The sequence below is a fragment of the Segatella copri genome, assembly GCF_002224675.1.
GTDB classification, from domain to species: domain Bacteria; phylum Bacteroidota; class Bacteroidia; order Bacteroidales; family Bacteroidaceae; genus Prevotella; species Prevotella copri_U.
Genome location: NZ_NMPZ01000001.1, coordinates 116422 through 143148 on the forward strand (window position 1 = coordinate 116422; position 26727 = coordinate 143148).

The window sequence follows — 26727 nt, forward strand, 5'->3', positions numbered from 1 at the left end:
GTATGAATAAAAATATGCCTTTAAAGGATAATGTTTTATTGACGACACTCTTCTCTGGCTTTAATTTTGGTTCGAGTCTTCAGACTTTTGCAACGAAGGTCTTAGTTGAGAACTTGGGGTATAATTGTGAATTGATAGAACGTAAAAGCTTAGTAAAGGGTAGAGACGTTCGAATGGGCAAATTATTTACTATTTTGTTCCGCACGTTGCAAACCTTTGACACCAGGACTATTAAAGCTTATAGAAGTTCTTATCAAAAAAGTATATTCGGAGATTCTAAGTTAAGATTTGAAGAATTTACTGCACGATATTTGAACCCCCAATGCATGACATGGAAAGCTTTAAAGAAGGAGGCTAAGTCAGCAGTTGCTTCTATTGCTGGAAGTGACCAACTCTGGAATCCAACTTCTTTATATGTTGACCCTATGTATTATCTGCGATTTGCTCCCCAAAAGAAGCGTATTTCATTTGCAACTAGTTTAGGGCATGACTTTGTGGCAAAATATAATATAACAAAGTTGCGTAAATGGATTTCAGAAGTTAGATTTCTTTCTGTACGAGAAGATAGCGGCGTTAAATTAATACAGGAACTATGTGGGCGCAAGGCTTTGCACTTGTTGGATCCTACGCTTTTGCTTGATGGTGACACCTGGAGACATAAATTACAGATTCCTTCTCAGGAAGAAGTTTATATATTGGCATATTTTCTTGATTCTCCTTCGGAAAAGGCAAAGAGTTGTATTTCTTTATTGAAAGACAAATTGAATTGTAAGGTAATTGCTATACCTTATGAGCATGAAGATATGAACTATGCTGATATGATTGTTCCCGCAGGTCCTCTTGACTTTCTACGTTTAGTGGATAATGCTACTTATGTAGTAACAGATTCTTTCCATGGTACAGCATTCTCTATTAATCTTCATACTCCATTCTATGTCTTTGATAGAAATTATGGTTCTGCTCATTCTCAAAGTAGTCGTGTTGTATCATTGTTGAAGATGCTTCAACTATTAGAGCGATATGAGCCTGCTATGGAATCGATGTTAGATATAAATGTAGATTTTGAAAAATCAGATTTTATACTTAAATCAGAAAGAGAAGTAGCAAGGAAGTATTTAAAAGAATCTTTAGCTGCTTGTCAAATTGACTAATATAAATTGTACAACATGAGTTTTAGAAATAAAAGAGTTACTGATTTCGAGAGCAAAGATTGTTCTGGCTGTGCTCTGTGTGTTGCTTGTTGCCCAAAGAATTGCATTACAATGCAATCCGATGATTTAGGCTATATGCGTCCTGTAATTGATGATTCATTATGCATTGATTGTGGGCTTTGTACTAAAAAATGCATTATAGAAAATCCTGAAGCCTTGTCTCATCCTATTTTGACAGCTGCAGCGATACGTTCTGATGAAGAAAAGTTAATACTATCTTCTTCTGGAGGTGTGTTTGCTGCAATTGCAGAGCAACTTATTTCAAAAGGATGGATGGTAGCAGGTTGCATTATGGATGAACAACTTACTCCCCGTCATGTTCTTACTTCAAATATTCAAGTAGTAAAACAAATGTATGGTTCTAAATATGTCCAAAGTAACACCGAGGGTGTGTATAAGGATGTTGCAGAAGTTTTACAGAAAGGTAAGAAAGTCCTATTTTCCGGTACACCTTGTCAAGTCGCAGCGGTAAAACGTTTCACAAAAAATAATGAGAATCTTCTTACGGTTGAGGTAATATGTCATGGTGTACCTAATGTAGAAATGTTGCATTCTTATTTAGATCTTCACTCTAGAGCTTCAATAAAGAAAATGATCTTTAGAGATAAAAGACAAGGGTGGACATTTAATAATCTTCTTGAATTAAATAATGGTAAGACGAAAAAAATCAATCACCGTTTATCGTCTTATATGACATATTTCTTGGAGGGAGAAACGTACCGAGAATCTTGTTATGTATGCCCTTATGCAAAACCAGAACGTGTTGCTGATATTACTATTGGTGATTTTTGGGGTGTTGTGAATAGAAGACCAGACCTAAAAAACTTGATTGATATAGAAAAAGGTGTTTCTTGTCTCATCATCAATAATGAAAAAGGTAAAAGCATAGTAGATAATTGCAAAATCGAAAAATATCAGGTGTCTTATGAGGATATAAAAGATGGTAATGAACCTTTAAATCATCCTTCAAGGCATACTGAAAAGCGAACTGCAATTTTAGCAGAGTGGGCGAAAAATAAAAACTGGGCTGATGTTGATAATTATTGGAAGAAACATGACTTTAAATTTTCTTATCTAATTTGGAGTCGGGTTCCAACTAGTCTACAGCATAAAATTAGAATATTATTAGGAAAACGTTAGAATATGGAATACAAAGTCGCGGTAATCATCCCAACTCTTAACGAGGAAAAATTTATAGCTCGTTGTTTAGATTCCGTTATTGAACAATCTTATCCATTTAGAGATATGGATGTGATGGTTGTTGATGGCGGAAGTAATGATCGAACACGAGAGATAGTTGAAGAGTATGGAAGAAAATATATAAATATTCGTTTTATCCATAACCCGGGACGCATTCAGTCTATTGCGTTTAATATAGGTGTGGAAAATTCGGATGCTCCTTATATAGTTCGTTTAGATGCTCATGCTTTGTACAAGCCTTATTATATTGAAGGATGTATAAAGGGTTTAGAAGGTGATTCTAAAAGAGGCAATGTTGGAGGACAATGGGATATACAACCACAAAATGATTCGTTATGGGCAATAACTAATGCGATACTCAATTATTCAAAATTTGGAATAGGTGGTGCTTCATATCGTATAGGGGCAAAAGCTGGAGATGTCGACACGGTACCTTTTGGTTCTTTTCCTCGTACTATGATTGAAAAAATTGGTGGTATGCGTGATGATTTGCCTAGAGGTGAGGATAATGAGTTTAATTCTCGCATAAAAAGAGCTGGGTATAGCATTTATTTTGATCCGGCGATTGAGTGTATCTATTATGCTCGTCCAACATTGAAGGCATCATGTCGGCAGATGTACGCTAATGGGGAATCAATTGGGCATTTGTTCTATGTTGATAGGGATTCAATTGGTCTTCGCCATATGATACCATTGATCTTTGTTGTAGGAATTATAGGTGGAACCTTTTTGTCTTTAGTGTTCTTTCCTTTCGTTTATCTGCTATTAGCAGGATTATGCTTATATTTTCTATGTGATTTTGTTGCTTCTTTGCTAGCGGCAAAAGAGCATGGTTGGAAGTTCATGCTTCCACTCTTTGTTATGTTCTTCTGTGTCCATTTTTCATATGGTTGGGGAACCATTGTTGGTTTCTTTACTGGAAGAAAGTTGAAAAAATAAAAAAAATCAAATATTATGAGTACAGATTTGAAAAGAAGAAATGTGCCTTTCTCTCCACCTGATATGACGGAGGCAGAGGCTAGTGAGGTGCGTGATGCCATTTTGAGTGGATGGATTACTACGGGTCCTCGTACTAAGAAATTGGAAAAGGAAGTGGCTGAGTTTGTTGGTGTAGAGAAGGCTGCATGCCTTAACTCGCAGACTGCTTGTGCTGAGATGGCTCTCAGATTGCTCGGCGTAGGCGAGGGGGATGAAGTTGTCGTTCCTGCTTATACTTATACAGCGAGTGCTTCTGTAGTGGAGCACGTGGGTGCAACTGTCGTCTTCGTAGATGTACAGAAGGATTGCCTTGAAATGGATTATGAGGCTTTGGAGAAGGCCATCACTCCTAAAACCAAGGCAGTGATTCCTGTAGATCTCGGTGGTATCCCTTGCGATTATGACCGCATCTTCGCTATCGTAGAAAGCAAGAAGGAGATGTTTACTCCTAAGACTGATCTTCAGAAGATGATTGGTCGTATCGCTGTTTGCTGTGATGCAGCCCATGCCTTCGGTGCTTCACGTCATGGAAAGATGGTGGGTAGCATCGCTGACTTCTCTTCATTCAGTTTCCATGCTGTCAAGAACTTCACCACAGCTGAGGGCGGTGCTTTGTCTTGGAATCTTCCTTTCGGTAATGAGAAGGTGGTGAAGGATTTGGATAAGAATCCTGAGAATACCTTCAGCGGTGTGCCTGAGATTGAGGGAGAGACCTGGAACGAGAACTTGTATCGCAAGGCTCAGCTGTTGAGTTTGCATGGTCAGAACAAGGATGCCTTGGCTAAGACTAAGTTGGGCGCCTGGGAGTATGACATTATCGGTACTTGGTATAAGTGTAACATGACAGATGTTGTGGCTGCCATCGGTCTGGTTCAGATGAATAGATATAAAGGTATGTTGGAGCGTCGTCGTCAGATGATTGAGCGTTACAATGAGGCATTCAAGGATATGAATGTGGCTGTATTGCCTCACTATAACGAGGAACATACTTCTTCCGGTCACCTCTATATCGTTCGCCTCCTGGGTAAGACCCGTGAGGAGACAAACAAGGTGATTGAGATGATGGCAGAGCGTGGTGTGGCTACCAATGTACATTACAAGCCGCTGCCTATGATGACTGCCTACAAGAAGTTGGGATTCGACATCAAGGATTTCCCAAATGCTTTCCACATGTTTGAAAATGAGATTACTCTGCCTCTGAACACCAAGATGACGGATGAGGACTTGGAGTATGTAATCGAATGTTTCAAGGAATGCGTGAAGTAAGATTTTATGAAAAGATTATTTGATATCATTGCATCAGGATGCGGACTCATTGTTTTGAGTCCGCTTCTTTTGATTTTGGCTATCTGGATCAAGTTGGATAGCAAGGGTCCTGTGTTCTACCGTCAGGTGAGAGTGGGAAGACATAATAAGGATTTCCGTATCTTCAAGTTTCGTTCGATGAGGGTAGGGGCTGATAAAGGTTCCTTGGTTACCATCGGTGGCAGGGATCCTAGAGTTACCCGCTCTGGTTATTACATCAGAAAGTACAAGTTTGATGAACTTCCTCAGTTGATTAACGTGTTTGTTGGTGACATGAGTCTTGTGGGTCCTAGACCTGAGGTTCGCCACTATGTAAACTATTGGACTCCAGAGCAAATGCATGTGTTGGATGTAAGACCGGGCATTACTGATCCAGCTAGCATCAAGTTCAGAAATGAGAATGAATTGATGGAGAAGGCTGCTGATCCTGAGGATTATTATATCCATGTAATTATGCAGGAAAAGATTAAACTCTATCTAGAGTATGTGAAGAATGCCAGTTTCTGGTATGATATAAAGTTGATCTTCAAGACATTTGAAGTAATCGTGAAAGAGTAGATGCTCTTTCATAAAGCCTCTCTCTTGCCCAAAGAGAGAGGCTTTTTATTTAGCCATTATGAATGGTTGCGCTCTTTCCTTAGTCGTCTGACCTCTCTGATTTCTTCATTGATTTCATCGAGAGTCATTTCTGGGAATTCACCTCTTTCTGCCATAGCCCTAATTCCTTTGAATGCAGCTTTTGCTCTTGCAGTTACTTCGTCTTCTTCCTGCAGGGCTTTCTGCCGGTTATCCTTTCGGATGGTTTCTGATGTCTGTGTCATAAGCTTATCATTATTAACGTTTTACTTTCTGAGTGCAAATATACGGTATAATGGTGTAAAATGGTGAGAAGTGACTCTTGATTTAATAAATATTAAGCTTTTTGGAGGGTCACATCGCTCATCATGAGCATGTATAGGAGTTGTATAAGGTGGGCTGGATTCGCCTTGCTAAAGGTATGTAATACAATCTCCTAAACGAATTCTATATATATAACGATACCCAACAAGTTTCTTGCAGTTAGAGATATCTTGAATGCCTTTGGCTGCTTTAACTTCTACTATCGTACGTTTTAAAGAATCGAGCATCTTGCCAGAAAGACGTTTGGAAGCTTTGATAAAGGCTTTGGAAAATTCGACATTCATACGCCTAACCACTTTTCAAAATCTTCTTGTTCTTCTTTGTTGGCACGGATGAGACCCTCTGGCTGCTCTTTTCTTAATTTGGCATAGAGCTTCGCGTCTTCGTAATCCTCGGCTATACCATTAAGTATATCCTCTATATAGTTTTTGAGGTTGGTTCCCTTCTGAATAGCCATAATGGATAGGGTCTTAAAAGTATCATCTTTTAAGTCGATGATCTTTCTTTTAGAAGGTGTTACTGAAACTGTACTCATAATTGTATTTGTTTAAATGGTTCTATTTTGGTGCAAAGATACATAATATATTCCATATATATGGTATATCTCGATATAAAATTAATAAAGATTAATAGTAGAATGAGAATGAAATAACAGCTTTTTTGCGAATTTCTTGGTATTCTAAAAGATTCCCACAGATTTTTTTGACCTATGCGGTCGGATAAAGGGCACGCAGATGGCGCAGATGACGCAGATCTTGACCTGTTCGGTCTGGGATTTTGCAGATTTCGGGAGATTTTGCTGATGACTTGCAGAATTCTTTCTTTTTTCTTGGTAGTTTCGAAGAAAAAGTGTACTTTTGTGGCAAGTTAATAAACTAAATAATAGGAGATAAGAATTATGGCAATAGATATAAAGGTTATTCCAACTCTTCATGGTGATGAAGCTATGCGCTTTATCAATAATGCTGATGAGGTAATGAAAAGTAAAGAGCGTGTTGATTTTTCTGAGAAAATAGCTATAGCTCGTGCTATATTAAAAAAAGCAGGAATGTAATCATGGGATTTTTATTAGATAAGTGTAAACTTAAAAAGATGGATGACGAGATTCTTTCAACTTGCCATCCTTTTACTTGTGGAGATGAGGATTTGGATGATTTCTTTCTACACGATGCAATGCGTTATAAAGCAGAATTGCTTGGTAAAACTTATTGCTTTGTGCTGGATGATGATCCTAAAAACATTGTTTGTATGTTTACTTTGTCTAATGATAGTATTAGAGTAGATGTCATACCTAATAGTCGTGGTCGTAAACTGTCTCATGATATTCCTAGAGAGAAACGAATGCGTAGGTATCCTGCTGTACTTATAGGAAGGCTTGGAATTAATGTTGACTTTCGTCATCAAGGTATAGGGTCAGAATTATTGGATTTCATAAAATCTTGGTTTGTCGATGAAGATAATAAAACAGGATGTCGTTTTTTGATAGTTGATGCCTATAACTGTATGGTTCCATTGGATTTTTATCAAAAGAATGAATTCTTGTTTTTGTTTTCGACGGAACAGCAAGAAGCTGAGAATCTTGGTTATGACATGACCAAGTCGTTGCATACGCGCCTCATGTATTATGATTTGAAGAGGTTAACTTCAAATTGAAAAACGTATTAATACTATGCGCCATTTGTATTATCAGAAGTTTGACAAGACCCAGAGTTTTAAAGATTTGTGGACCAAGCAACATTGCAATCTAATATCAAAAAGATGAGATTTGAAAATATAGAAATTAATCAAGATTTTCGACCTATTCGGTCTTGAGATAAAGGTCACGCAGATTTCGCAGATGACGCAGATTTTGACCTGTTCGGTCTGGGATTTTGCAGATTTCGGGTATTTCGCTGATAACTTGCAGAATTTTTGTTTTTTTCTTGGTGGTTTAGAGAAAAAAGCATAATTTTGGCGGCAGAATTCAATTAAAGATTTTAATGGAAAACTATTATGGATACATTGGATAAGGATTTTTGGGAAAAACGTGAAGCTGCTATGAAAAGATTTATGGCGGCAAAAGAACGTAAAAAGGCTCGTGTAGCAGAAATTACTAAGAGCCTTTGTGAGGAATATAAGGAGCGCACGGGAGTATATCCTAAATATATTAACATTTGGTAATGAAACCTCTTTTTGGGGATATAATTGCCCTAATTTCTTTGAATGCTGCTTTTGCTCTTGCAGTTACTTCGTCCTCTTCCAGCTGGGCTTTCTGTCGGTTATCCTTTCGGATGGTTTCTGATGTCTGTGTCATAAAGCTTATCATTATTAACGTTTTACTTTCTGAGTGCAAATATACGGCAATATGAAGGAGAATCGTGCAGAAGGGCGAATCTTTTAATAAAGATTAATCTTTAAATGGAATCAGAAGCTTTTTTTCGAAAACCTACACGGCTTCCTTACCGTTAAGGAAGGGGTTTCTAAAATCATCCCGTCCTTCTTTACCATTAAAGAAGGCTCCACATCTCTCACCAAGCCTCTCTCTTGCCCGAAGAGAGAGGATGTAACCGCCCTCCGGTGCTCAGAACCGCTGCGCTTTAAGGTTGGCGGACCATCAGAGGTCTTCGCCATATTTTGCGGGCTGGGACCGCCTGGGGATAGCTTGCTATGGCTTACTATTATGGGGTTATAGATTACTGATATTGGATAATTTGCTGATAACTTGCAGATTTCTTTCTTTTTTCTTGGTGGTTTCGAGGAAAAAGCGTATTTTTGTGGCAAAGTTGAACGTTTAAAAGGAGAAGATTATGAATATGGTTGCTTTAAGTAATAGGCTTGCAAGTAAGGTTCCTCATTGGCATGAACTCGAAAAGTTAAGCAAGGAAGATAAGATAGAAGTTATTGCCTTACTTTCCATGTCGATAACAAATGCAGAGGAAATCAAAGCACCTGCCGACAGAACAACGGAAATGATAGAACGTTGCTGTGGTTCATGGGTTGGTGAACAGTCGGCAGAAGATATTATAGCAAATATCAACGAAAGTAAAATGTCAAAGTCAGAACCTGTTAAGTTTGGGTGATATGAACTACTTGTTGGATACTAATATTTGTGTATATTTTATGAGGGGTAAACGAAGTGTTGCTGCTAAAATTGCAGAAATAGGACTAGAACATTTCTTTATCTCTGAGATGACTTTAGGCGAATTACTTTATGGTGCTCAGTGTAGCGATAGACCGTCTGAGAATATAAAAGCAGTATCTGTGTTTTGCCAGTATGTAACAATACTACCAGCTGCAAATGTTTGGAATGAATTTGCTGTTCAAAAGGCTTTTCTTCGTAAAAAAGGTCAACTTATTGAAGATGCTGACATAATTATTGGTACTACAGCTATCATAAATAATATGGTTATGGTTACAGAAAACGTTAAGCACATAGGAAGGCTTAATGGTATTGTTGTTGAAAATTGGATGGAAAAATAAAAAATATATTATTGACGCTGTTTGCTGATTGCATTTTGATAGTTGGAGGATAGATTATGGTTGTTTATGTTGCAAACCCACTTTATGATGCAGTGTTCAAATACTTGATGGAGGATAATCGTATCTCTAAGACCATTCTGTCAGCATTGTTGAAGAAGAAAGTTGTCGATGTGAAGATTCGCAGGAATGAATATGCAAATCTGACTCGTCGTGAATCTATCTCCATGTTCAGAATCGATTTCGCTGCTACTGTTTTAGATGAAGACAATCAGCCACATTTGATGTTGATTGAGCTTCAAAAGACTTGGCTGCCAACTGAGACTTTGCGTTTCCGCCGGTATCTTGCTCTGCAATATAACAACGAGGAGAATATGCGGAAGGAAGAGCATGGAAAGTATGCTATTCCTATGGTTGCAATCTACCTCCTTGGACATTGTGTCGGTGAGATAGAAGAACCTGTTATATATGTCAACCATCATGCTTATAATTATGATGGTAAAAAAGTAGAGGCGGGAATTCCTGATCCTTTTGTTGAGAGTTTGCAGCATGATAGTATCATAGTGCAGGTTCCTTTGTTGCATGGTAGGGTTAACAATCGCTTAGAGAAGGTTCTTTGCTTGTTTGACCAGACGAATGTTGCGGATAATAAAAAGGTGATCAAGGTTGATGATAAGCAGTTTGAGGGTGACAATGATATGGAATATATTGTTCGTCGTCTTCAATCGGCTGCAGCTGATCCTGATATGAGGTATCAGATGAATGCTGAGGATGAATTCTTCTCAATCTTAGAAGAAAAAGATACCCTAATAATGCAATTGAATGAATTGAAGGAGAAGGATGAGATGCTTCGTAAGATGATTAAGGGAATGCAGGAAAATGGCATGTCGCTTGATGAAATTGCTAAGATGTTGAATAAGACAGTGGATGAAGTAAAACAGATTCTTTAGGTAGTATCTTGTAATTGACAGTTATGAAGATAAAAAGCATAAAGATAGAAAAATTATATGGTAAGTCAGATTATATTAGCTACGCATTCTTCTGGTATCATTATGGATGGATGGGAACAACTGGTTACTAATATTTCTGATTTGATTTCTATTTCTGATTAGATTTTGTATACGTATATGACAACTTTTTTCGTAAAGGTTTACGAAATATAGATATAGACCTATTCGGTCTTTGAATTTCGCAGATTTCGGGATAATTTGCTGATAACTTGCAGAATTCTTTCCTTTTTCTTGGTGGTTTCAAAGAAAAAGCGTATTTTTGCGGCAGAAGTGTTAAATATAGAAGGAATTGATTATGAGAAGTATGAATAAAATGTCGGCGGAGGATATCGCTAAGCTTAAGGCGGTAGCTTTGTATGTCTTAGACAAATGTGGTGAAACGGATTTCATTCATTTGTTTAAGATTATCTATTTTGCGGAAAGGAATCTCTATGCAAAATATGGTCAACATTTAGTTAAGGATACTTTTATCGCCATGGAACACGGACCGGTTCCCTCTCATCTTTATGATGCCTTGAAATTAATGAATGGCAAGGGAAACAATAAGGATGTCAAAGCTATTAGCGATTCTTTGTTACCTGCTGGTGGGGAATGCGCTTGGTTTTTTGTGAAAGCTGGCGAAAAGCCTGACTTGGACGAATTGAGTAAAGCTGAGATAGAAGCGTTGGATGCTGCCATTGATAAATACAAAGATATGGATACCAAAACTTTGTCTGAGCTATCTCATGATTCTGCCTGGCATGAGGCATGGGATAAGAATCATAATGCTGTTATGACCTCTCTGGATATTGCAAAAGCAGGTGATGCTTCTAATGAGTTTTTAGAGTATCTCCAGGAACAGGAATTTATAGATTCTATTTTGGAGGCTTAGGCTATGGTGAACTTCAAAGAATTGCTGGGAAATAATAATCAGCTTCAAAACTTGCTCCTTGATACAGTTGAGGAAGGTGAAGTTTATCGTCTTTGTATGACAAAAGAAGAAGGTATTATTCCTAAAAATAAAGGAGATGAAGGGAGAAAGAAGTTCTTTGTAGTTGTGGGTAAAGACCAAGAAGGAAATGCGATTGGTTTTGTACTTATCAACTCAGAAATCAATAAGCACCTTCCTGAAAGTAGAAGGAAATTGCACTATTTATTGAAGGCTTCTGAGTATGAATTTTTGGGTGACCAAGATAGATTTGTCGATTGCTCTGATTTTAAAAGAATTTCAAAGGAACGATTTGCAGAATTGTTTTCAATAGATAAGATGAAGGGAAAAATTAATAAGAATGATTTGGTAGAAATAAAAAAGGCTATTTGTTCTTATGAGAATGTTTCCATGAAGTTGTTGAAACGTTTTGGATTGATATAACAGGGAAATTTATTGTGATTTTCTTGGTGGTTTCGTAGAAAAAGCGTAATTTTGGCGGCTGAATGTTGAACTAGAATAAATAGGAGGAAGAATATATGGATACAACAAAGTTAACAAGGGAAGAGGCTCTACGCCGTTGGAATGCTTCTAAGGAAAACAAACAAATGGTTGCGCTCTTTCCTTAGTCGTCTGACCTCTCTGATTTCTTCATTGATTTCATCGAGAGTCATTTCTGGAAATTCACCTCTTTCTGCCATAGCCCTAATTTCTGCGAATGCTGCTTTTGCTCTTGCTGTTACTTCGTCTTCTTCCTGCAGGGCTTTCTGTGGATTGTCCTTTCGGATGGTTTCTGATGTTTGTACCATAGCTTATCATTATTAACGTTTTACTTTCTGAGTGCAAATATACGGCAATATGAAGGAGAATGGTGCAGAAGGGGGAATCTTTTAATATAGATTAAGGTTTTTCGACCTGCTCGGTCTTGAGATAAAGGGCACGCTGATTTCGCAGATGACGCAGATCTTGACCTGCTCGGTTTGGGATTTCGCAGATTTCGGGATAATTTGCTGATAACTTGCAGAATTTTTGCTTTTTTCTTGGTGGTTTCGAGAAAAAAAGGTAACTTTGGCGGCAGATTGCAATCAAAGAATTTAAAAAGGAGAACTATTATGGATAATTACAAAGTTATACGTTCTGATTGCAAATATACTTCATAATGGCGTAAAATGGTGCAAAATGGCATATAATTTAATAAAGATTAAACTTTAAATACAATTCACGGGGGCTTTTTTCATACCCAAATGTTAAAGTTTAGTTAATATAGCAAAAAAGCTACCTAAACATTTGGTAGCTTGTTGCTTTTTTGCTACCTTTGCATTGTCAAAATGACAAAGAGTTCATTGATTTTATGAAAACAAAAGATTTGATTATGAGATTGAGAGATGCGGGATGCGTCCTGTCTCGACATGGACTCTTTTTTATAAGATAACAATAAAAATATTATATTAATATGAAGGTACAGATTATAGTGGAGCAGGCATCTGATGGCAAGTTTTGGTGTTATACAGAGCAGGGCATCGGAGATGTTGGTCTGAGTGCCATTGGTGACTCTGTGGCAGCTGCAAAAGCTGACTTGATGGAGTGCTACGAGGAAGCTAGGCTGGATGCTGAGGAGAACGGCAAGACGTTTCCTGAGGTGGAGTTTGAATATAAGTACGACCTTCAGTCGTTCTTCAATTACTTCTCGTTCCTCAATGTCTCGGACATCGCAAAGAGAGCGGGCATCAACCCATCGCTTATGCGGCAATATAGCAGCGGTGTCAAAAAAGCTGGAGAGAAGACATACCAGCGACTCAGCGCTTGCATGAGCAATATTAAAGCGGATTTACAAGCAGCCGTCTTTTGATGGTTGTGTTTTCATAAAGTAATTAAATGAACTCTTAAGCCTCTGGTGCGTGATGCATCGGGGGCTTTTTTGTGCGGAATCTGCACGAAAATCGGGGCAGCCTGCGGAAAAAACGTTAAAATCGAACCAAACATAACATTTATTTGAGTGATATTATCAACAAAGCCCCAACCTTATGTGCGGGGACATAAGATTGGGGGAGGAAAGAGAGATGAGTACGGAAAATTATATGTGGAAATGGATGTTGGAAAGCCACTTCTTGACATCGAAACATGGACACTCCTTGTGGACACCGGGGAGATCTCTGTGGCCTAGAATCTCGGCTTCAGGATAGTCGGTGCAGAGGCTCTTCAGAAGCTCTCTCATCGCAGCCTTCTGCGCTGGCGTGCGGGTGTCGGCAGGACGACCATTGGCATCCAGACCACCCTCGTAACAGATGCCGATGCTGTGGGCGTTGTAATGACGGGCATGAGCGCCAGGCTCCGACTCCGGACGGCACGGATAAATCACTCCGTCCTTCGTGATGTAATAGTGATAACCGATGTCACGGAAACCACGCGCTAAATGACACGCCTCCAATTCGCCTACCGTGAAGTCCTGGGTGACTCGGGTGGCACTGCTGTGGATGACAATTAAATTGATCTTTCTGTTCTTGTTCATAGGCAACTCTTGTTAATGAATACTGAATACTGATTACAGAATACTGATAACTGATTACAGAATACTGATTACGGATTCATTACAGTCCCTTGCAGCTCTGCACACAGACGGCAGAAGCAATGGCGGTAAGTACTGTGATGATAAGATTGATGATCTTCTTGATGGTTTCTTTTCTCATGGTCTGATGATTTACTAAAATTTGATTTACTAAAACTTGATTCAACTGAAATGTTCATAACTAGGGAGATATCCTAAGAAGGAAGCCCTATCACCCAGACACCCGTTAAGAGCTTGCTTTTGATGATTGTTGCAGATGATTCCTGCCTCTTGATGCTCTCGGAATGCCCCTGACGCCATACGGCTCCCTTCTTTCAGATTTTACTATTCTCGGCTACAGACTTACGTTGTCGTCGCCGCCTCCATCTGTAGTTCCGCTATCCGTGGTTCCACCGCCACCCTGCTGGGTGTTATCGGTGTTGCCACCGCCGCCTTCAGTCTGGCTGCCACCACCTCCGGTAGTCTGGCTACCACCACCTGATGGATTATCTTTGCCGGTATCATCCGGATTCCCTGGATTCACCGGATTCTCTGGATTCTCCGTTACAGGAGCTGCCAGATTGATGAGCTTGATCGTGGTGTCAAGATTCTCGGTCTTGAGCTCGCCAGTGGCTCTGGCTCTCAACTTCAATCCCAGGATGTACTTCGCCACGTTGTAGTTCTCCTTGGTAGGTGCACCGCCCTTCACCTTCAGTCCGAGGGAGAAAATGGCGATGTCGGCAAATTTTACATTTTTACCCAAGAGGAGCAACTCCTTGGTGCAGGCTGCTGCATCGGTCAGCATACCGAGGATGGCACCCTTGCTGTAAGGGGTGTTGTGGCTAGCCATGTGAGCGGCGAGCTCTTCGAGTCCGATGGTCTCATCGGATACTACTCGTGGAAACCATTTGCCGCAAGCTTCGGCAATCTTCTGGTTCGTGTTCTGGTATAAGACAATTCTGATCATAACGTTTAAATGGTTAAATTATTAAAGTTAATCGGCGCTGCGCATTGCCCGTGGTTCTTTCTGAATCACAATGCAAAGATACAACATTCAGAATCCGCCATTCACGGTTTCTCACGTTTACTCACGTTTTCTCACTGATTTTCACGTCTTTTTCTGAAGATAAGCCCGGAAGAATGATTTTCTTCCTATGGCTCGCCCAGATAGTCGAAGATATGGGCTACCTGTATCGGGCTGAATTCCTTCGACCATTTGGTGTAGCCGCTCTTCACCAGAACATCGTGGAGAGGCTTGCAGCGGTTGATCCATCTTCTGAGATGGGCACTTGCCACTTCGGGAGTGGCATCAGGGAAATACTCAAGAGCTAACTCTTGCTTGGAATAACATTTCTGTTCCATATTGATTGAAATTTAAAAGTGACTTGTTTACGATGCCTAAGTGACTTACTTACGACCCGTAAGTGACTTGCTTAGGATGCCTGAGTGACTTACTTAGGATGCTGGGATGAGACTTACTTCCGGGTGACAGGGTGACACCGGTGACAGGCTTTTCTTGAAATCTCTCTCACGTAGGCGGGCGGGAGGCCTTTCTGGAAAATTTTTCCTGCCCGCCCGCGTGAGGAAAGTTTTAGAAAACAAGTGTCACCGCCGTCACCCGTCATCAGAATGGGAGATTGCTGCTGGCATCGATTCCCTGGGAAATCTGATAGTTCCTGATCTCTTCTGCCGTACGGATGATGGCGATGAAACCACGACTGTGCTTGGTGCGTAACCTGTTGAATCCCAGGTCGCTGAATGCCTTGCCGGTTTTCTGGCTGCTCAGCTTCTGAGTGATGTTGCAGCCGATGATCTGCATCGCCCGGGCTACGGACACAAACTCCCCTGTCTCTCCCTCCGAAGGCTTCCGGAAGTAGAGATCCACCAGTTCCTGTTCGAGGCGTGGCGTCTCGAATTTGCTGTTGTGCCGGTTCTGCCGCTCTATCTCTTCATCCGTAAACCAGTAGCGGTAGCCGCTCTTGTAGAGGGCATAAGCCTGGGCATAGATGCCGGGATGATTGAAGGGATGCTGGCGAGGGGAGACGATGCTCTCTACCTCGAAAGGCAGCCAGCGGCGGGTACCCGTAGGATCGTTCAGAAACTCGGGATTGTTGCCCGTACCGCAGAAGCTGTTGATATGCTTGCGCTGCTCGGCATAGTGGGCATAGGCGGCTCGCTCGTTGATATACTGCATCGTCACCGCAGCCTTCAGCTGGTTCATCTCCGAGGCAGACATCGTATCCAGCTCCTCGCAGCAGATGAGGGCGTACTGCGAGAGGGCGATGAGGTCATCCTTCGTCATTCGCTTGGCATTGGTCTTCGTGTAGAAGTACTGCTTCAGCTCCGGCGGAAGGAGATGGTTGAACCAGGTGGTCTTGTTGGCGCCCTGTCTTCCGATATAGACCAGGATGACATTGTTGACCGCCTCTGGATCCAGCCAACCGGCAATCATTGCCACGAGCCACTTTTTCAGGCATTCCTCGAAGCTCAGCACAGAGCTGTCGGTATCCTTCACTTTCACGGTGGCAGCGAGTTCGGCGATGTAGTCCTTGTCGCCCTCCTTCCAGGGCGGGAGATGGGCGAAGTAATCCTCGAAGGGATTGAATACTGGCGTATAATCGCTTTCGATGATATTGCGCATATCCAACTTATTTACCTTCACCGTGAGCGACATCTTGGTCCAGAGCGAGTTGACGTGTCGGTCGAGGAGTATCTGCCATCGTGGCGGCTTGTCGGAAGCGGCGGAAGATGATGCGCCTTCTGGGATTTCCAGGAACTCGTATCGCTGGGTGATGAGATTGTATCGGAGACGGATATGCCCATCGAGAAAATTCCTGATTTCCTCGACCGATGCGAAGCGGTTGTCACTGCCGCCATTTCCACCGCCGCCACCACCTCCTGATGCCTTTCTGGAGGCGCCTGGAGTGTTGTCGTAGCACGACTTAATGACCTGCTCCACATCATTATACTCGGGAAATTTCTGGAGAGCCCACTTCAGTACATCGGCATGGGCATAGCGCTTCTTGGCGAGCATATAGCCCACCCGCATCACATAGTTGTTGTGCTTGCCTGGCTCGTAAATAATCTTGTCGGCTGCGAGTTTCGGTTGGATGATTTGCTCGTAGTAGGTATTGATGCGGTCCTGTTTCTTCAGCTGCTGATTCTTCTTCGTTGCCTCGGTATGGAATTTTGAAATTTCCTCGGCGGTGAAGGGTTTGGCACAGGATTTGTAGTATGCTTCGGGATCGTAGGCGAGTCCGCTGAGCCGGTTGACATTCTTGCACTGGAAGTCGGCTTTTTTGCCAATGAGCTGCTGATAGTAGGCATTGCCCTTGGCGAAGGCAGCGGGGTAGTCATCTCCCTCATAGGGATAGATGACTCGGATACCATTGCCGCTCATCGTGATGTAGCAGAGCAGGGTGTGCGGATCGTCGCAGAGTTTCTGCTTCAGGGCGTTGAGAGCCGTGATATCGGGAGGCACCTCGGGGAAGAGTTCATCGAAATCTACGAGAGATAGGTGGGTGAGTTCCCGGATGTTGTCCTGACCCTTGCCTCCTTCGAGGTAGCAGGCTGGGGCAAAGAGGGGTGCATCTGCCTTGTAGGTTTTCTTGCCTGTAAGGCGGTAGGACTGGGTGAGGAACTTGAGTTTCTCATCGGTTTTCATAAATGAAACCAGGCTTTCGAGGTCTCCCAGTATGGGAGTCTTGCTGGTCATGTTTGCGAATTGTGATACTTTTTTCTTCATTTTATCATCTACTATTGTTGGTAAAGCGGATTGTTCCGTTTACATGATTTAGTGAAAGGAGTTGGGGATAGGCAGTATCTCGCTGGTTTCATATCGCAAAGTTACAAAAAAGGATAGAAATGGCGGTTCCCGTAGTGGGAACTGACAGTTTAAATACATCAATTTTTTAAGTTTTTTTAATTATGATCAAATCAAATTATCACGTTGACATGAGTCAATTTGGCAAAATTTTGGTTGAAGTAATGAGTAAGTATCATATTACTTATTCTGGTTTGTATCACACCACTGGTGTGAACAAGGGGTACATTTCCGCAGTCTGAGGAGGTCAGGCCGATTATCATCACAGCATTTATGTGAGAATTGTTGATGGGCTTGAGGGCTGGATTCCGGAGAAGGATTATCCGGATATTAGAGAGAAACTTATCCGTGCATCGTATGGGGATGAGGTATAAAATAAAAGAACGCAAGCCCGCTAGGCGTTCCGGCGGATTTGAAATCCGGCGTCAAAAAATGTCCTAACCTATTTAGGCTCTACGGATTTGCAATCCGCAGCAAAGAAGTATGCTTTTCCTTTTGTTGGGGGATTACAAATCCCCCGGTTTTTAATAGGTCGAACCTTTTTCTACGGCGGAGTTGCAAATCCGCCGGGACGGAAAGTGGGGATATGGATGTAGTGGGGCGTTGTCTTCATCTAGTAGATTTGCCTGAATTTTGATGATTTTTTGAGGAAATGGAGTAAGTCTTTCGAGATTTCTTTGCTGGTTTCTAAAATTAATTTGTATTTTTGCAATGTGTTGTTAAAATGCGACTATATAAAATGAATTAATAATTTTAAAAGTTATGAAGTATCCAAAAATATCAGAATATGTAAAGGCAATTCAAAATGCCGGAGCCAATCTTGGCAGGTTGGCTCACCTTTCTCCTGTGTTGGATGATCATGAAGAGCCCTATCACATGAGTGGTGATTCTTCCGTGGTATTCAAGATGCAGGACAAGAGTACTGGGAATTTTTATGTCCTTAAGTGTTTTACTATAGACCCTAAGGAACTCTCTGATGTTCATCTTCAGAATGCTGATGAGCAGAATATGACAGAGTCTTCCAACAGTAGTTCTGTGAAGTTTCTGGAGAAGGAGCTCTTGGTTTATAGCCGGAAGAAAGAGAAAAAATATCCGGTAGAGCTGATGGAATGGGTGGATGAAGAATCGATGGGTGCTTTTCTCGCAGCGGATGAAGAACTCCTTACAGTAGCAACAGACGAAGAGTTAAATGAGGCCATTATAGACGAATTTGGTGTGAAATATAGAAAAGATGGAAGAAAACTATTGGAAGCTCCACACGAACTTGATGGTTCTTATTCAATAAGAAAAGGTACAAAGATTATTTGTGACATGGCATTTTATGATTGCAAATCTTTGAGTAGTCTTGTTATTCCTGATAGCGTCATTGGCATTGGATATGGAGCTTTTGAAGGTTGCTCTTCTTTGCGTAGTCTTGTTATTCCGGATAGTGTAACGAACTTGAATGGTAATCCTTTTTGCAAGTGGGATGGTGAACTGAAATGTTTGTCACCTTACTTTATTTATGATAATAAAGTATTGTTTGATAAGGACAAAAGCACAATTATCTCATTCAGAGACAAAGATACTACATCATATGTCATTCCTGATAGAGTTTCCGGCATTGGGAGTGGTGCATTTTATGATTGTAAATTTTTGGAGAGTCTTATAATTCCTGATAGCGTTACCTATATAGGGTATTATGCATTTGGGGGATGTAAATCCTTGAAGAGTCTCGTTCTTCCCGATAGTGTCACTAGCATTGGGGCTTGGGCTTTTAGTCAATGCATTCTTTTGAGTTGCGTTGTTCTTCCCGACAATATAGCTCGTATAGAGGATAATGTATTTGATTGTTGTGCATCTTTGAATGATATTGTTCTTCCTGATAGCGTAACTCGTATTGGAAATGCTGCATTTTCTTATTGTTCTTCTTTGAGCAATATAGTTATACCAAATGGTGTGACTAGTATTGGGACTTGGGCCTTTAGTGGTTGCTCTTCTTTGAGTAATATTATTCTTCCTGATAGCGTAACTCGTATTGGAAATGCTGCATTTGTTGGTTGTAGTTCTTTGAAGAGTATTGTTATTCCCAATGGTGTAACTCGCATTGGGACGTGGACATTTTTGTATTGCTGTTCTTTGAGTAACATAGTCATTCCTGACAGTGTAACTCGTATTGGGAGTATAGCATTTCAATTCTGCTATTCTTTGAGTACTATTTCCATCCCTGACAGTGTTACTCGCATTGGTGGAAGGGCATTTCATGATTGCTATTTTCCAAACGATCTTAAACAGGAATTAATCTCCCGTTTTGGAGAAAAAATATTTGAGTAACTATGATAGGGGCTATTTTAGGAGATTGGGCTGTGTGAACTTGGGAACAGGACAAGGGGACTTTTTTTAAAAGTTGGTATCGTCAGAGGCATCTTCTTCATTGGTGGTCAAGATATCCCGCTCTCCCGATTTTCTGGAAGTAGCCTGATATCTGTGCGAGGAGCAGAAGTGCTGAATTCAAGAAAAAATCCCACGATTTTCTTGCTCAATAAGAATAAAAACCTTATCTTTGCAGCAGACTTAGAAGAAAACCGAATATCTCGGAACAAACAAGTGATAAATGATAAGGAGACAATTTTATGAAACAGATAGAGGAAAGATACATTAGCCTGCTGACCGATTTCGGCTTCAAGCGAATTTTTGGAACGGCAATGAACAAGGATTTGCTCATTTGCTTCCTCAACAGCCTGTTTAATGGCAGACAGGTTGTGAAGGATGTGTCGTATCTGAATCCGGAGCATGTGGGAGATGTCTATACCGACCGAAAGGCCATCTTCGACGTGTATTGTGAAGGAGAAAACGGCGAGAAATTCATCGTAGAAATGCAGAATGCCTATCAAACATATTTCAAGGACCGTTCACTCTTCTACTCGACTTTCCCTATTCGTGAACAGGCTCCCAAGGGTAGTGACTGGGATTTCAAGCTCAATCATATCTATACTGTTGCCCTTCTCAACTTCAACATGAACGAGGATGCCTTCGACAAGGAGAAAATCCGCCATCATGTACAGTTGTGTGATACCGCTACCCACAAGGTATTTTATGATAAGCTGGAGTTTATCTATGTTGAGATTGCCAAGTTCGACAAGACCCTGGAAGAATTGGAAACGCTATATGACAAATGGCTTTATGCGCTGAAGAACCTCTATAAGCTTACCCAGCGCCCGAAAGAGCTGTGCGATAAGATTTTCGACCGTCTCTTTGAGGAAGCCGAGATCGCCAAGTTTACCCCGCAGGAAATGAGGGAGTATGAAGCAAGTAAGATGGCATATCGTGACATCAAGAATTCCATTGATACTGCGAAAAGAGAAGGTAAAATAGAAGCTAATACAGAAACAGCCCAACGTTTGCTGGCTATGGGACTTTCTCCAGAACAGGTTGCTAAGGCAACTCTGCTACCCTTGAAAATCATTGAGAATCTTCGTAACTCATAAAAAAGCATATTACTGAGTATAAGAAACTAAGAGTTCATCGGATTATTTTTGGTAAGCTGAGGTATAGAGTCCCACAGTATAAAAAATTAAAGGCTGGTAGGAATTTTTCCTGCCAGCCTTTTTTGCTTCTTCTTTATTTGCCTTTTACCTTGCTTTTTGATACTGTATCTTCTGCTTATTCACAGGCTGTCTTTTTCCTCAAGCTATACTTTCCGTGCTTATCGAATACAATCCAATAGAGCACAGGAAGGATGGTGGCGATGAGCACCATCGAGATAAGGGTTCCGAAGAAGATGACGGCTCCCATCGGAGACCACAATGTGTTGTTCTCTATCATCATCGGCAATACGCCTACCGAAGCTGCTGCTGAGGTGAGGAAGATAGGACGCATACGGCGCTCACCAGCCTGGAAGGCGGCATCTCTTACTGAGAGTCCCTTGTCGCGGCGAAGTTCCTCGGCATAGTCGAGCATGATGATACCGTTTCTTACCAGAATACCCATCAGACTCACGACACCCAGAATGCAGGTGATGCTGACATCGAAGCCGGTAATCAGGAGTCCTATCGCAGCACCGAAGATGCAGAGCGACATGGAGGAGAGATTCACCAGAGCCAGGCTGATGCGCTTGAAATGGAAGAGCAGAATGAAGAAGATGATCAATACCGCTATCAGCACTCCCGATATCACCTGTGGCATGGTTTCGCCATCCTTTTCTGCCATACCGCCAATCTCCCAATCCAGATCGGTACCGAGCGGGAGTTTCGATACTTCCTCTTTCAGCTTGTTGGACAACTGGTTGGCATTATAACCTCTCAACGGTTCACCGACGATGGAAATGGTGCGTATGCCATTGCGTCTGACGATGCAGCCATCGTGCCAGTCGGGAGAAATCTTGGCCAGCTGACGGAGCGGCACACTTGATGTTCCGCCCATCACAGGGATGTATTCGTTGGCAAGGTCGCTGTCGTTCTCCGACTTCAGTACCATCTTCACCGGATAATCGCCTTCCCAGAGGGTGGACATCGGAATGCCATCGCCAAAATGAATGGCAAGATCGGCAGAGAGCAGCGTCTTGTTCACACCCAGACGGTTGGCCTCGGTAGCATCCGGCGTAACCCGGATGCCCGGCAACGGCTCCTCGAAATTGGTGCGGATCAGATTGATACCTTCTATCTGATGCATGCAGGCGGCTATCTTCCTGGCAGCTGCCTTCAAATCGCTGATGCTGTCGCCGCTCACTCTTACTTCGATAGGGTAGCTGGCATTGTTGTAATCCATCTGCTTGAAGCGGATGTAGCAATCCGGGAAGTAGTTGGAGTAGCGGTCGGCATATCGGTCGAGTACCTCTTCGGTGGCACCGTTATCTACTGTATTCACGATGAACTGGGCAAAGTTGGGACCTCCAATCTGCGGAGCGTAGGTGGTATGGAAACGGGGTGAACCCTGTCCGATAAACGTGGTTACCGCCGTTACCTGCGAGTCGCGCTGCAGGATGTGAGCCATCGAATCTGCCACCTGTGCAGTTCTATCGGCTGTGGTTCCGTTAGGAAGATAGAACTCCACGGCAAACTGGTTTCTCTCGGCAATAGGCATCATTCGCTGCGGAAGATTCACGAAGATGACGGCACCGATGCTTACCAGTACCACGCCCACGATGAGGGTGATGCGAGGACTGGCGAAACAGTGCTTCAACAGCCAGGTGTAACCCATCTGCAGATAATCGAGCGGCTTCTTCCGGGCGTTGGGGGTAGCCTTACTGCTGATGCCCTGATGGATCACCCTATATTGTAAATAAGGTGTAAGCAGCAACGAAACCGTGAGCGAGATGCTCAGGATGATGAACATTGCCCAAGGGAACGATTTGACGAAATCGCCCATGTCACCATGCATGGTAAAGAGGAACGGGAAGAAGGTGAGCGAGATGCTGAGCGTGGCGGAGAGTACCGACATGAAAAACTCACGTGGGGCAGCGATGGCTGCGTGCCAGCGCGACATGCCGTGGCCCAGCTTCTCCATATAGTTGTCGATAATGACAACGGAATCATCCACCACCATACCCAAGGTTACGATGAGGGCTGCCAGGGTGACGGTGTTCAGTTCCATACCGAAAAGATAGAAGATGCCCAGCGAAGAGAAGATGGTGATCGGGATGCTGAGGGCGGATACCTCTGCCACGCGGCGTGGCATAAGCAGGATGACCACGATGATGACGGAGATGACCGAGACGAGCAGTTCGCGAAGGAAGTTGAGCACTGATTCGCTCACCACCTTGCTCTGGTCGGTGATGGTATTGATATGCACATCATCGGGCAGGGTCTGTTCAAACTCATCCATCGCCTGGTGAACGTCTTTTCCCATCTTCACGATATCATTGCCCGGTCGCATCTCTATGGAGAGGAGCACGCATTTGTTGCCGTTGCTCTTGATGTATTTGCTCAATTTGGGATATTCTCTCCTGATTTGGGCAATATCCTTCAGGCGCACGATGTTGCCCTTGGGGTCGGAATAGACAATCTGCTCTGCCACATCGCGCTCGTTGTTGTAGGAGTCGGTGATGTGGATAGGCAGGTTGAGGTTGCCCAACTCCAGGTTTCCACTCATGGTGGTGAAGCCCTGTAGGGCGAGCTGGTTGAGCACCTTGTAGGAACCGATGCCGTATTTGGCCAGCTTGTTCTGGTCCAGATAGATACTGATCTGCTCGTTCTCCAGTCCGTAGGTGCGGAGGTTGGAGATGGCATCGATGCGGCGCAGGCGGTCCTTCAGCCGGTCGATGTAGGTGTTCAGTTCCCGATAGGTTTTCTGCTTGCTTTCCATCGTGATGAGCAGGGCAGAGGTATCGGCGATGTCGTCCACTGCCTGCAGGGCGAGAACGCCTGATGGGAGTGATGCCTTGAAGGCCTGCAGTCCGTGCTTGAACTTGCTCCAGAAGGCATCCCTGTCTTCTACATCATCGTTGAGTTCCAGGAATACGATCAGCATGCCGTCCTTGCTCTGGGTGTAGGTCTTCTTCTTGTTTACTTCCTTGTATCCGAAGATGAAATTCTCCAGGGGTTTCGCCACCCGTTCTTCCACCTCATCGGATGTGGCACCGGGATATACGGCAACGCATGCACCCTGGCGGATGGTGAATTGCGGCATTTCCTGCTTAGGCATGATGCAGATGCCCAAAATGCCCACGAAAACGAGCATACCCATGAGGAGCATCACGATATTATGGTTGCACATCGCCGATTCGATGAACGAACGCTTGATGATGCGGTTGGGTTTTCTCGTAATGCGAGCCTTGATATGGTCGTGAAGAGCGGTGTCCTTCTGCGGAATCCTCGGCTTGTTTGTCTCTTGATTTTTGTCTTGATTCATATCTTTTCCCTCCACATTTTATCGGTTGTTACTCTTTCCGGTATCCACCTTCATACCTTCTGATACCTTCTGCTGACCATTGATGATAACCTGGTCGCCAGTATGAAGTCCCGAGAGAATGATGATGCCATCTCCCTCGAAATCGCCTATGGTTACAGGTTGCTGGTGCGCCTTGCCGTTTACTACGGTCCAAACGAATCGGGAGTTATCTACATCCAATTCAACGCTTTGCGGCGGAACGATGATATGAGCCGGTGCTGCTGCGCAGCCCTGAATCTGGGCGTTGCAGACCATACCCGGGAGCAGACGACCCTGCGGATTGGTGATACCCACCTTGATGTCGTAGGTATGCGAGATAGGGTTGGCATCGATGCCTTTTTCTGAGATGGTTCCATAGAAAACGGCTCCGGAAAGAGCGGCAACCGTCAGCTTCACCTTGTCGCCTACGTGGAGAAGCGAGATTTCAGCTTCGGGTACGGAAACCTTGGCATTGACCTGAGCCACATTGGCGAGTTTCAGCACGGGCTGACCAGGAAGCACGTAGGTTCCCATATCCACATTCTTGGCAGCAATGACGCCAGAAAACGGAGCTGTGAGTGTAGAGTGGGAGAGTTGCTGACGGGCGATGCTTTCGGCAGCCTTCGCCTGTTCCAGTTTACTTTCTATCTCCACCCATTTCATATCCGAGATGGTTCCCGACTGATGGAGGGGCAGGAATCTCCTGTAGGCATCTTCTGCCTGCTTCAAGGTGGTGAGGGTAGCCCGGTGAGCCTCCTTCACGGTAGTAGGGTTGATGGTGGCGAGCAACTGACCTTTGCTGACTCTGTCACCCTCATCTACACGGATGGAAGTGATATTTCCGGCGATTTCGAAACTGAGTGTTGATCCCATCTTTTCCTCGATGGTACCCACATAGTCTTTCGTTCCCCCCAGGTTTGTATTTCCTACAGAGATTGTTTCCACCTTGATATTCTTCTTTTCCACCTTCCTGGCTTTTTCCGTACATCCTGTCAACAGCAGGCAGAATCCCATAATCATCAGACTGCATCTCATGAATGTCAGACAGCTGCTACTGCATTTCATGAGCCATCCTGTCATACCATCTTTCTTTTTCATATCTTCTTCTTTTTGTTATTTTTTTGCAAAGGTATGAAATAATGGCGAATGTAAGGGGAACAAAGTATTAAAAAAGTATTAAATAAGTTTAAGAGCTAACGTTTTTTTAGAAAAAAGATGTAACTTTGTATGCTGGAATAAACCATATAATTAAAATTCAATATGAAGAAAATCTTATCTATTGCTTTTGCTGCCTTATTGGCAACATCTTCTTTTGCCCAGAAAAGCGAAACGCTGCTGGAGCGCAACCAATTAGCAAAAACTCCTCCTATGGGATGGATGACATGGAACCTCTTTAAAGGTGACATCAGTGAACAGCTGATCAAGGAAACTGCCGATGCTATGGTAGAACACGGTTTCCGCGATGCCGGTTACGAATACATCTTTATAGATGACTTGTGGCAGGGAGGTCGTGACCGCCATAATAACATCATTCCAGACCCAAAGAAGTTCCCGAATGGTATCAAGGCACTTGCCGACTATGTTCACTCCAAGGGATTGAAGTTGGGTATCTATTCTGATGCCGCCCAGCTTACCTGCGGTGGATGGACAGCCAGTTATGGTTTCGAGGAGCAGGATGCCCGCACCTTTGCTTCGTGGGGTATCGACTATCTGAAATATGATTACTGCAATGCTCCGGAGGACAGTGCCACAGCCCGTAAACGCTATCATACGATGGCTCTGGCTTTGAGCAAATCGGGTAGAAACATCGTTCTCGGTATCTGCGAATGGGGACAGCGCAACGGCGAAGAATGGTGTGAGCAGGTAGGCGGTTCGCTCTGGAGAACCAGCTATGATGTAAGAGATATGTGGAAAGATATCGTGAAGCAAGGCGGTATGGGTATTCTCGATATCGTGAATATCACAGCACCGCTCGCCAAGGATGTTCGCCACGGACAATGGCCTGATATGGATATGCTGGTTGTGGGACTGAATGGCAAGGGCGGACCATCCAGTGATCTGGGTGGAGTTGGCTGCAGCTATACTGAGTATCAGACCCAGATGAGTATGTGGTGCATGATGTCATCAGTACTGGCATTAAGCAACGATCTCAGAAAGCTTTCTGCTGAGGATAAGCGCATTCTCCTGAACAAGGAAATCATCGCCATTGATCAGGATCCGTTGGGCAAGGCTGCTGAGCGCAAGGTAAATCAGGCTGATCATCAGATTTATGTTCGTCCTTTGGCAAATGGTTCTCATGCCGTTGCCATTCTTAACTGTGGTGATAAAGATAAGTCTATTCAGGCAGATTTCAAGCAGTTGGGCTTAAACGGCAAGTATCTGGTAAGAGATGTATGGCAGCATCGCGACATTGCCAAGAAGGCAAACAGATGGAAAGGCACCGTGAAAGCTCACGAAACCAAGGTATTTGTATTGAAATAAGCTACAGGTTGGGCTCTCTTTCTAAGTATGAAGAGAGCCCCTACTTTTTTCTTTTAAGGGACGTT

Annotated in this window: 27 protein-coding genes; 17 read left to right on the forward strand and 10 right to left on the reverse strand. The window is 43.0% G+C overall.

Annotated features, from left to right (window positions below; all coding sequences use genetic code 11):
• Positions 1-2: 2 nt before the first annotated feature.
• The 5 genes from CFT61_RS00510 (at position 3) to CFT61_RS00530 (ending at position 5252) form a co-directional block, all read left to right on the forward strand.
• Entirely contained in the window at positions 3-1151 is a 1149-nt protein-coding gene (locus CFT61_RS00510; RefSeq protein WP_254918802.1) for a polysaccharide pyruvyl transferase family protein, read from the forward strand.
• A 111-nt stretch (positions 1152-1262) separates the two neighbouring features.
• The gene (locus tag CFT61_RS00515; RefSeq protein WP_254918803.1) at positions 1263-2351 is read left to right on the forward strand and encodes a Coenzyme F420 hydrogenase/dehydrogenase, beta subunit C-terminal domain; all 1089 of its coding nucleotides are present in this window, start codon (positions 1263-1265) and stop codon (positions 2349-2351) included.
• 3 nt (positions 2352-2354) lie between these two features.
• Complete coding sequence (locus CFT61_RS00520) at positions 2355-3350, forward strand: glycosyltransferase family 2 protein (RefSeq protein WP_089542545.1); 996 nt, start codon at positions 2355-2357, stop codon at positions 3348-3350.
• Positions 3351-3365: 15 nt separating this feature from the next.
• Positions 3366-4655: a DegT/DnrJ/EryC1/StrS family aminotransferase gene (locus CFT61_RS00525; protein ID WP_089542546.1), complete on the forward strand. Its 1290-nt coding sequence runs from the start codon at positions 3366-3368 to the stop codon at positions 4653-4655.
• Between the two features lie 6 nt (positions 4656-4661).
• Positions 4662-5252: a sugar transferase gene (locus CFT61_RS00530; RefSeq protein WP_089542547.1), complete on the forward strand. Its 591-nt coding sequence runs from the start codon at positions 4662-4664 to the stop codon at positions 5250-5252.
• A 56-nt stretch (positions 5253-5308) separates the two neighbouring features.
• On the opposite strand, the gene CFT61_RS00535 is transcribed toward CFT61_RS00530, so the two are convergent.
• Entirely contained in the window at positions 5309-5515 is a 207-nt protein-coding gene (locus tag CFT61_RS00535; RefSeq protein ID WP_089542548.1) for a hypothetical protein, read from the reverse strand.
• Between the two features lie 359 nt (positions 5516-5874).
• Positions 5875-6129 carry a hypothetical protein gene (locus tag CFT61_RS00545; RefSeq protein ID WP_089542550.1) on the reverse strand — a complete coding sequence of 85 codons (255 nt, stop codon included), beginning with the start codon at positions 6127-6129 and terminating at the stop codon, positions 5875-5877.
• A gap of 363 nt (positions 6130-6492) precedes the next feature.
• Here CFT61_RS00545 and CFT61_RS16730 point away from each other — a divergent pair, with 363 nt between their 5' ends.
• The 8 genes from CFT61_RS16730 (at position 6493) to CFT61_RS00575 (ending at position 11411) form a co-directional block, all read left to right on the forward strand.
• Positions 6493-6648 (forward strand): hypothetical protein, encoded by a 156-nt coding sequence (locus tag CFT61_RS16730; protein ID WP_176425456.1) that lies wholly within the window; start codon positions 6493-6495, stop codon positions 6646-6648.
• A gap of 38 nt (positions 6649-6686) precedes the next feature.
• The gene (locus tag CFT61_RS00550) at positions 6687-7247 is read left to right on the forward strand and encodes a GNAT family N-acetyltransferase (protein WP_254918804.1); all 561 of its coding nucleotides are present in this window, start codon (positions 6687-6689) and stop codon (positions 7245-7247) included.
• Positions 7248-7586: 339 nt separating this feature from the next.
• Entirely contained in the window at positions 7587-7754 is a 168-nt protein-coding gene (locus tag CFT61_RS16735; RefSeq protein ID WP_176425457.1) for a hypothetical protein, read from the forward strand.
• Positions 7755-8380: 626 nt separating this feature from the next.
• Entirely contained in the window at positions 8381-8653 is a 273-nt protein-coding gene (locus CFT61_RS00555) for a hypothetical protein (RefSeq protein WP_089542552.1), read from the forward strand.
• Between the two features lies 1 nt (position 8654).
• Positions 8655-9053, forward strand: coding sequence for a type II toxin-antitoxin system VapC family toxin (locus CFT61_RS00560; RefSeq protein WP_089542553.1), 399 nt, complete (start codon positions 8655-8657; stop codon positions 9051-9053).
• A 56-nt stretch (positions 9054-9109) separates the two neighbouring features.
• Positions 9110-10000 carry a hypothetical protein gene (locus tag CFT61_RS00565; RefSeq protein ID WP_089542554.1) on the forward strand — a complete coding sequence of 297 codons (891 nt, stop codon included), beginning with the start codon at positions 9110-9112 and terminating at the stop codon, positions 9998-10000.
• 355 nt (positions 10001-10355) lie between these two features.
• Positions 10356-10931, forward strand: coding sequence for a Panacea domain-containing protein (locus CFT61_RS00570; protein ID WP_233905922.1), 576 nt, complete (start codon positions 10356-10358; stop codon positions 10929-10931).
• Positions 10932-10934: 3 nt separating this feature from the next.
• A complete protein-coding gene (locus CFT61_RS00575) occupies positions 10935-11411 on the forward strand; it encodes a type II toxin-antitoxin system PemK/MazF family toxin (RefSeq protein WP_089542555.1) in 477 nt (158 codons plus the stop codon).
• Between the two features lie 128 nt (positions 11412-11539).
• Here the strand turns inward: CFT61_RS00575 and CFT61_RS16740 are convergent, their stop codons facing one another.
• Positions 11540-11776: a hypothetical protein gene (locus CFT61_RS16740; protein ID WP_089542556.1), complete on the reverse strand. Its 237-nt coding sequence runs from the start codon at positions 11774-11776 to the stop codon at positions 11540-11542.
• Between the two features lie 644 nt (positions 11777-12420).
• Here CFT61_RS16740 and CFT61_RS00585 point away from each other — a divergent pair.
• The gene (locus CFT61_RS00585) at positions 12421-12816 is read left to right on the forward strand and encodes a pilus assembly protein HicB (RefSeq protein ID WP_089542557.1); all 396 of its coding nucleotides are present in this window, start codon (positions 12421-12423) and stop codon (positions 12814-12816) included.
• A 225-nt stretch (positions 12817-13041) separates the two neighbouring features.
• Here the strand turns inward: CFT61_RS00585 and CFT61_RS00590 are convergent, their stop codons facing one another.
• From CFT61_RS00590 to CFT61_RS00605, 5 genes are all read right to left on the reverse strand, one after another.
• A complete protein-coding gene (locus tag CFT61_RS00590) occupies positions 13042-13476 on the reverse strand; it encodes an N-acetylmuramoyl-L-alanine amidase (RefSeq protein WP_089542558.1) in 435 nt (144 codons plus the stop codon).
• A gap of 79 nt (positions 13477-13555) precedes the next feature.
• Positions 13556-13654 carry a smalltalk protein gene (locus tag CFT61_RS16745; protein WP_153089909.1) on the reverse strand — a complete coding sequence of 33 codons (99 nt, stop codon included), beginning with the start codon at positions 13652-13654 and terminating at the stop codon, positions 13556-13558.
• Positions 13655-13867: 213 nt separating this feature from the next.
• Positions 13868-14479 (reverse strand): hypothetical protein, encoded by a 612-nt coding sequence (locus CFT61_RS00595; RefSeq protein ID WP_089542559.1) that lies wholly within the window; start codon positions 14477-14479, stop codon positions 13868-13870.
• Positions 14480-14664: 185 nt separating this feature from the next.
• Positions 14665-14874 (reverse strand): DUF4248 domain-containing protein, encoded by a 210-nt coding sequence (locus tag CFT61_RS00600; RefSeq protein ID WP_089542560.1) that lies wholly within the window; start codon positions 14872-14874, stop codon positions 14665-14667.
• A gap of 262 nt (positions 14875-15136) precedes the next feature.
• On the reverse strand, positions 15137-17257 hold the full coding sequence (locus tag CFT61_RS00605) for a VapE domain-containing protein (RefSeq protein ID WP_089542561.1): 2121 nt from the start codon (positions 17255-17257) through the stop codon (positions 15137-15139).
• 840 nt (positions 17258-18097) lie between these two features.
• On the opposite strand from CFT61_RS00605, the gene CFT61_RS00610 reads away from it, so the two are divergent.
• Positions 18098-19648: a leucine-rich repeat domain-containing protein gene (locus tag CFT61_RS00610; RefSeq protein WP_089542562.1), complete on the forward strand. Its 1551-nt coding sequence runs from the start codon at positions 18098-18100 to the stop codon at positions 19646-19648.
• A gap of 299 nt (positions 19649-19947) precedes the next feature.
• Positions 19948-20802 carry an Rpn family recombination-promoting nuclease/putative transposase gene (locus CFT61_RS00615; protein WP_089542563.1) on the forward strand — a complete coding sequence of 285 codons (855 nt, stop codon included), beginning with the start codon at positions 19948-19950 and terminating at the stop codon, positions 20800-20802.
• 175 nt (positions 20803-20977) lie between these two features.
• Here CFT61_RS00615 and CFT61_RS00620 read toward each other — a convergent pair whose 3' ends face one another.
• Positions 20978-24163, reverse strand: coding sequence for an efflux RND transporter permease subunit (locus CFT61_RS00620; protein WP_089542806.1), 3186 nt, complete (start codon positions 24161-24163; stop codon positions 20978-20980).
• 18 nt (positions 24164-24181) lie between these two features.
• Positions 24182-25279 carry an efflux RND transporter periplasmic adaptor subunit gene (locus CFT61_RS00625; protein ID WP_089542564.1) on the reverse strand — a complete coding sequence of 366 codons (1098 nt, stop codon included), beginning with the start codon at positions 25277-25279 and terminating at the stop codon, positions 24182-24184.
• Positions 25280-25441: 162 nt separating this feature from the next.
• Between CFT61_RS00625 and CFT61_RS00630 the strand changes: the two genes are divergently transcribed.
• The gene (locus CFT61_RS00630; RefSeq protein ID WP_089542565.1) at positions 25442-26662 is read left to right on the forward strand and encodes a glycoside hydrolase family 27 protein; all 1221 of its coding nucleotides are present in this window, start codon (positions 25442-25444) and stop codon (positions 26660-26662) included.
• Positions 26663-26727: the final 65 nt, after the last annotated feature.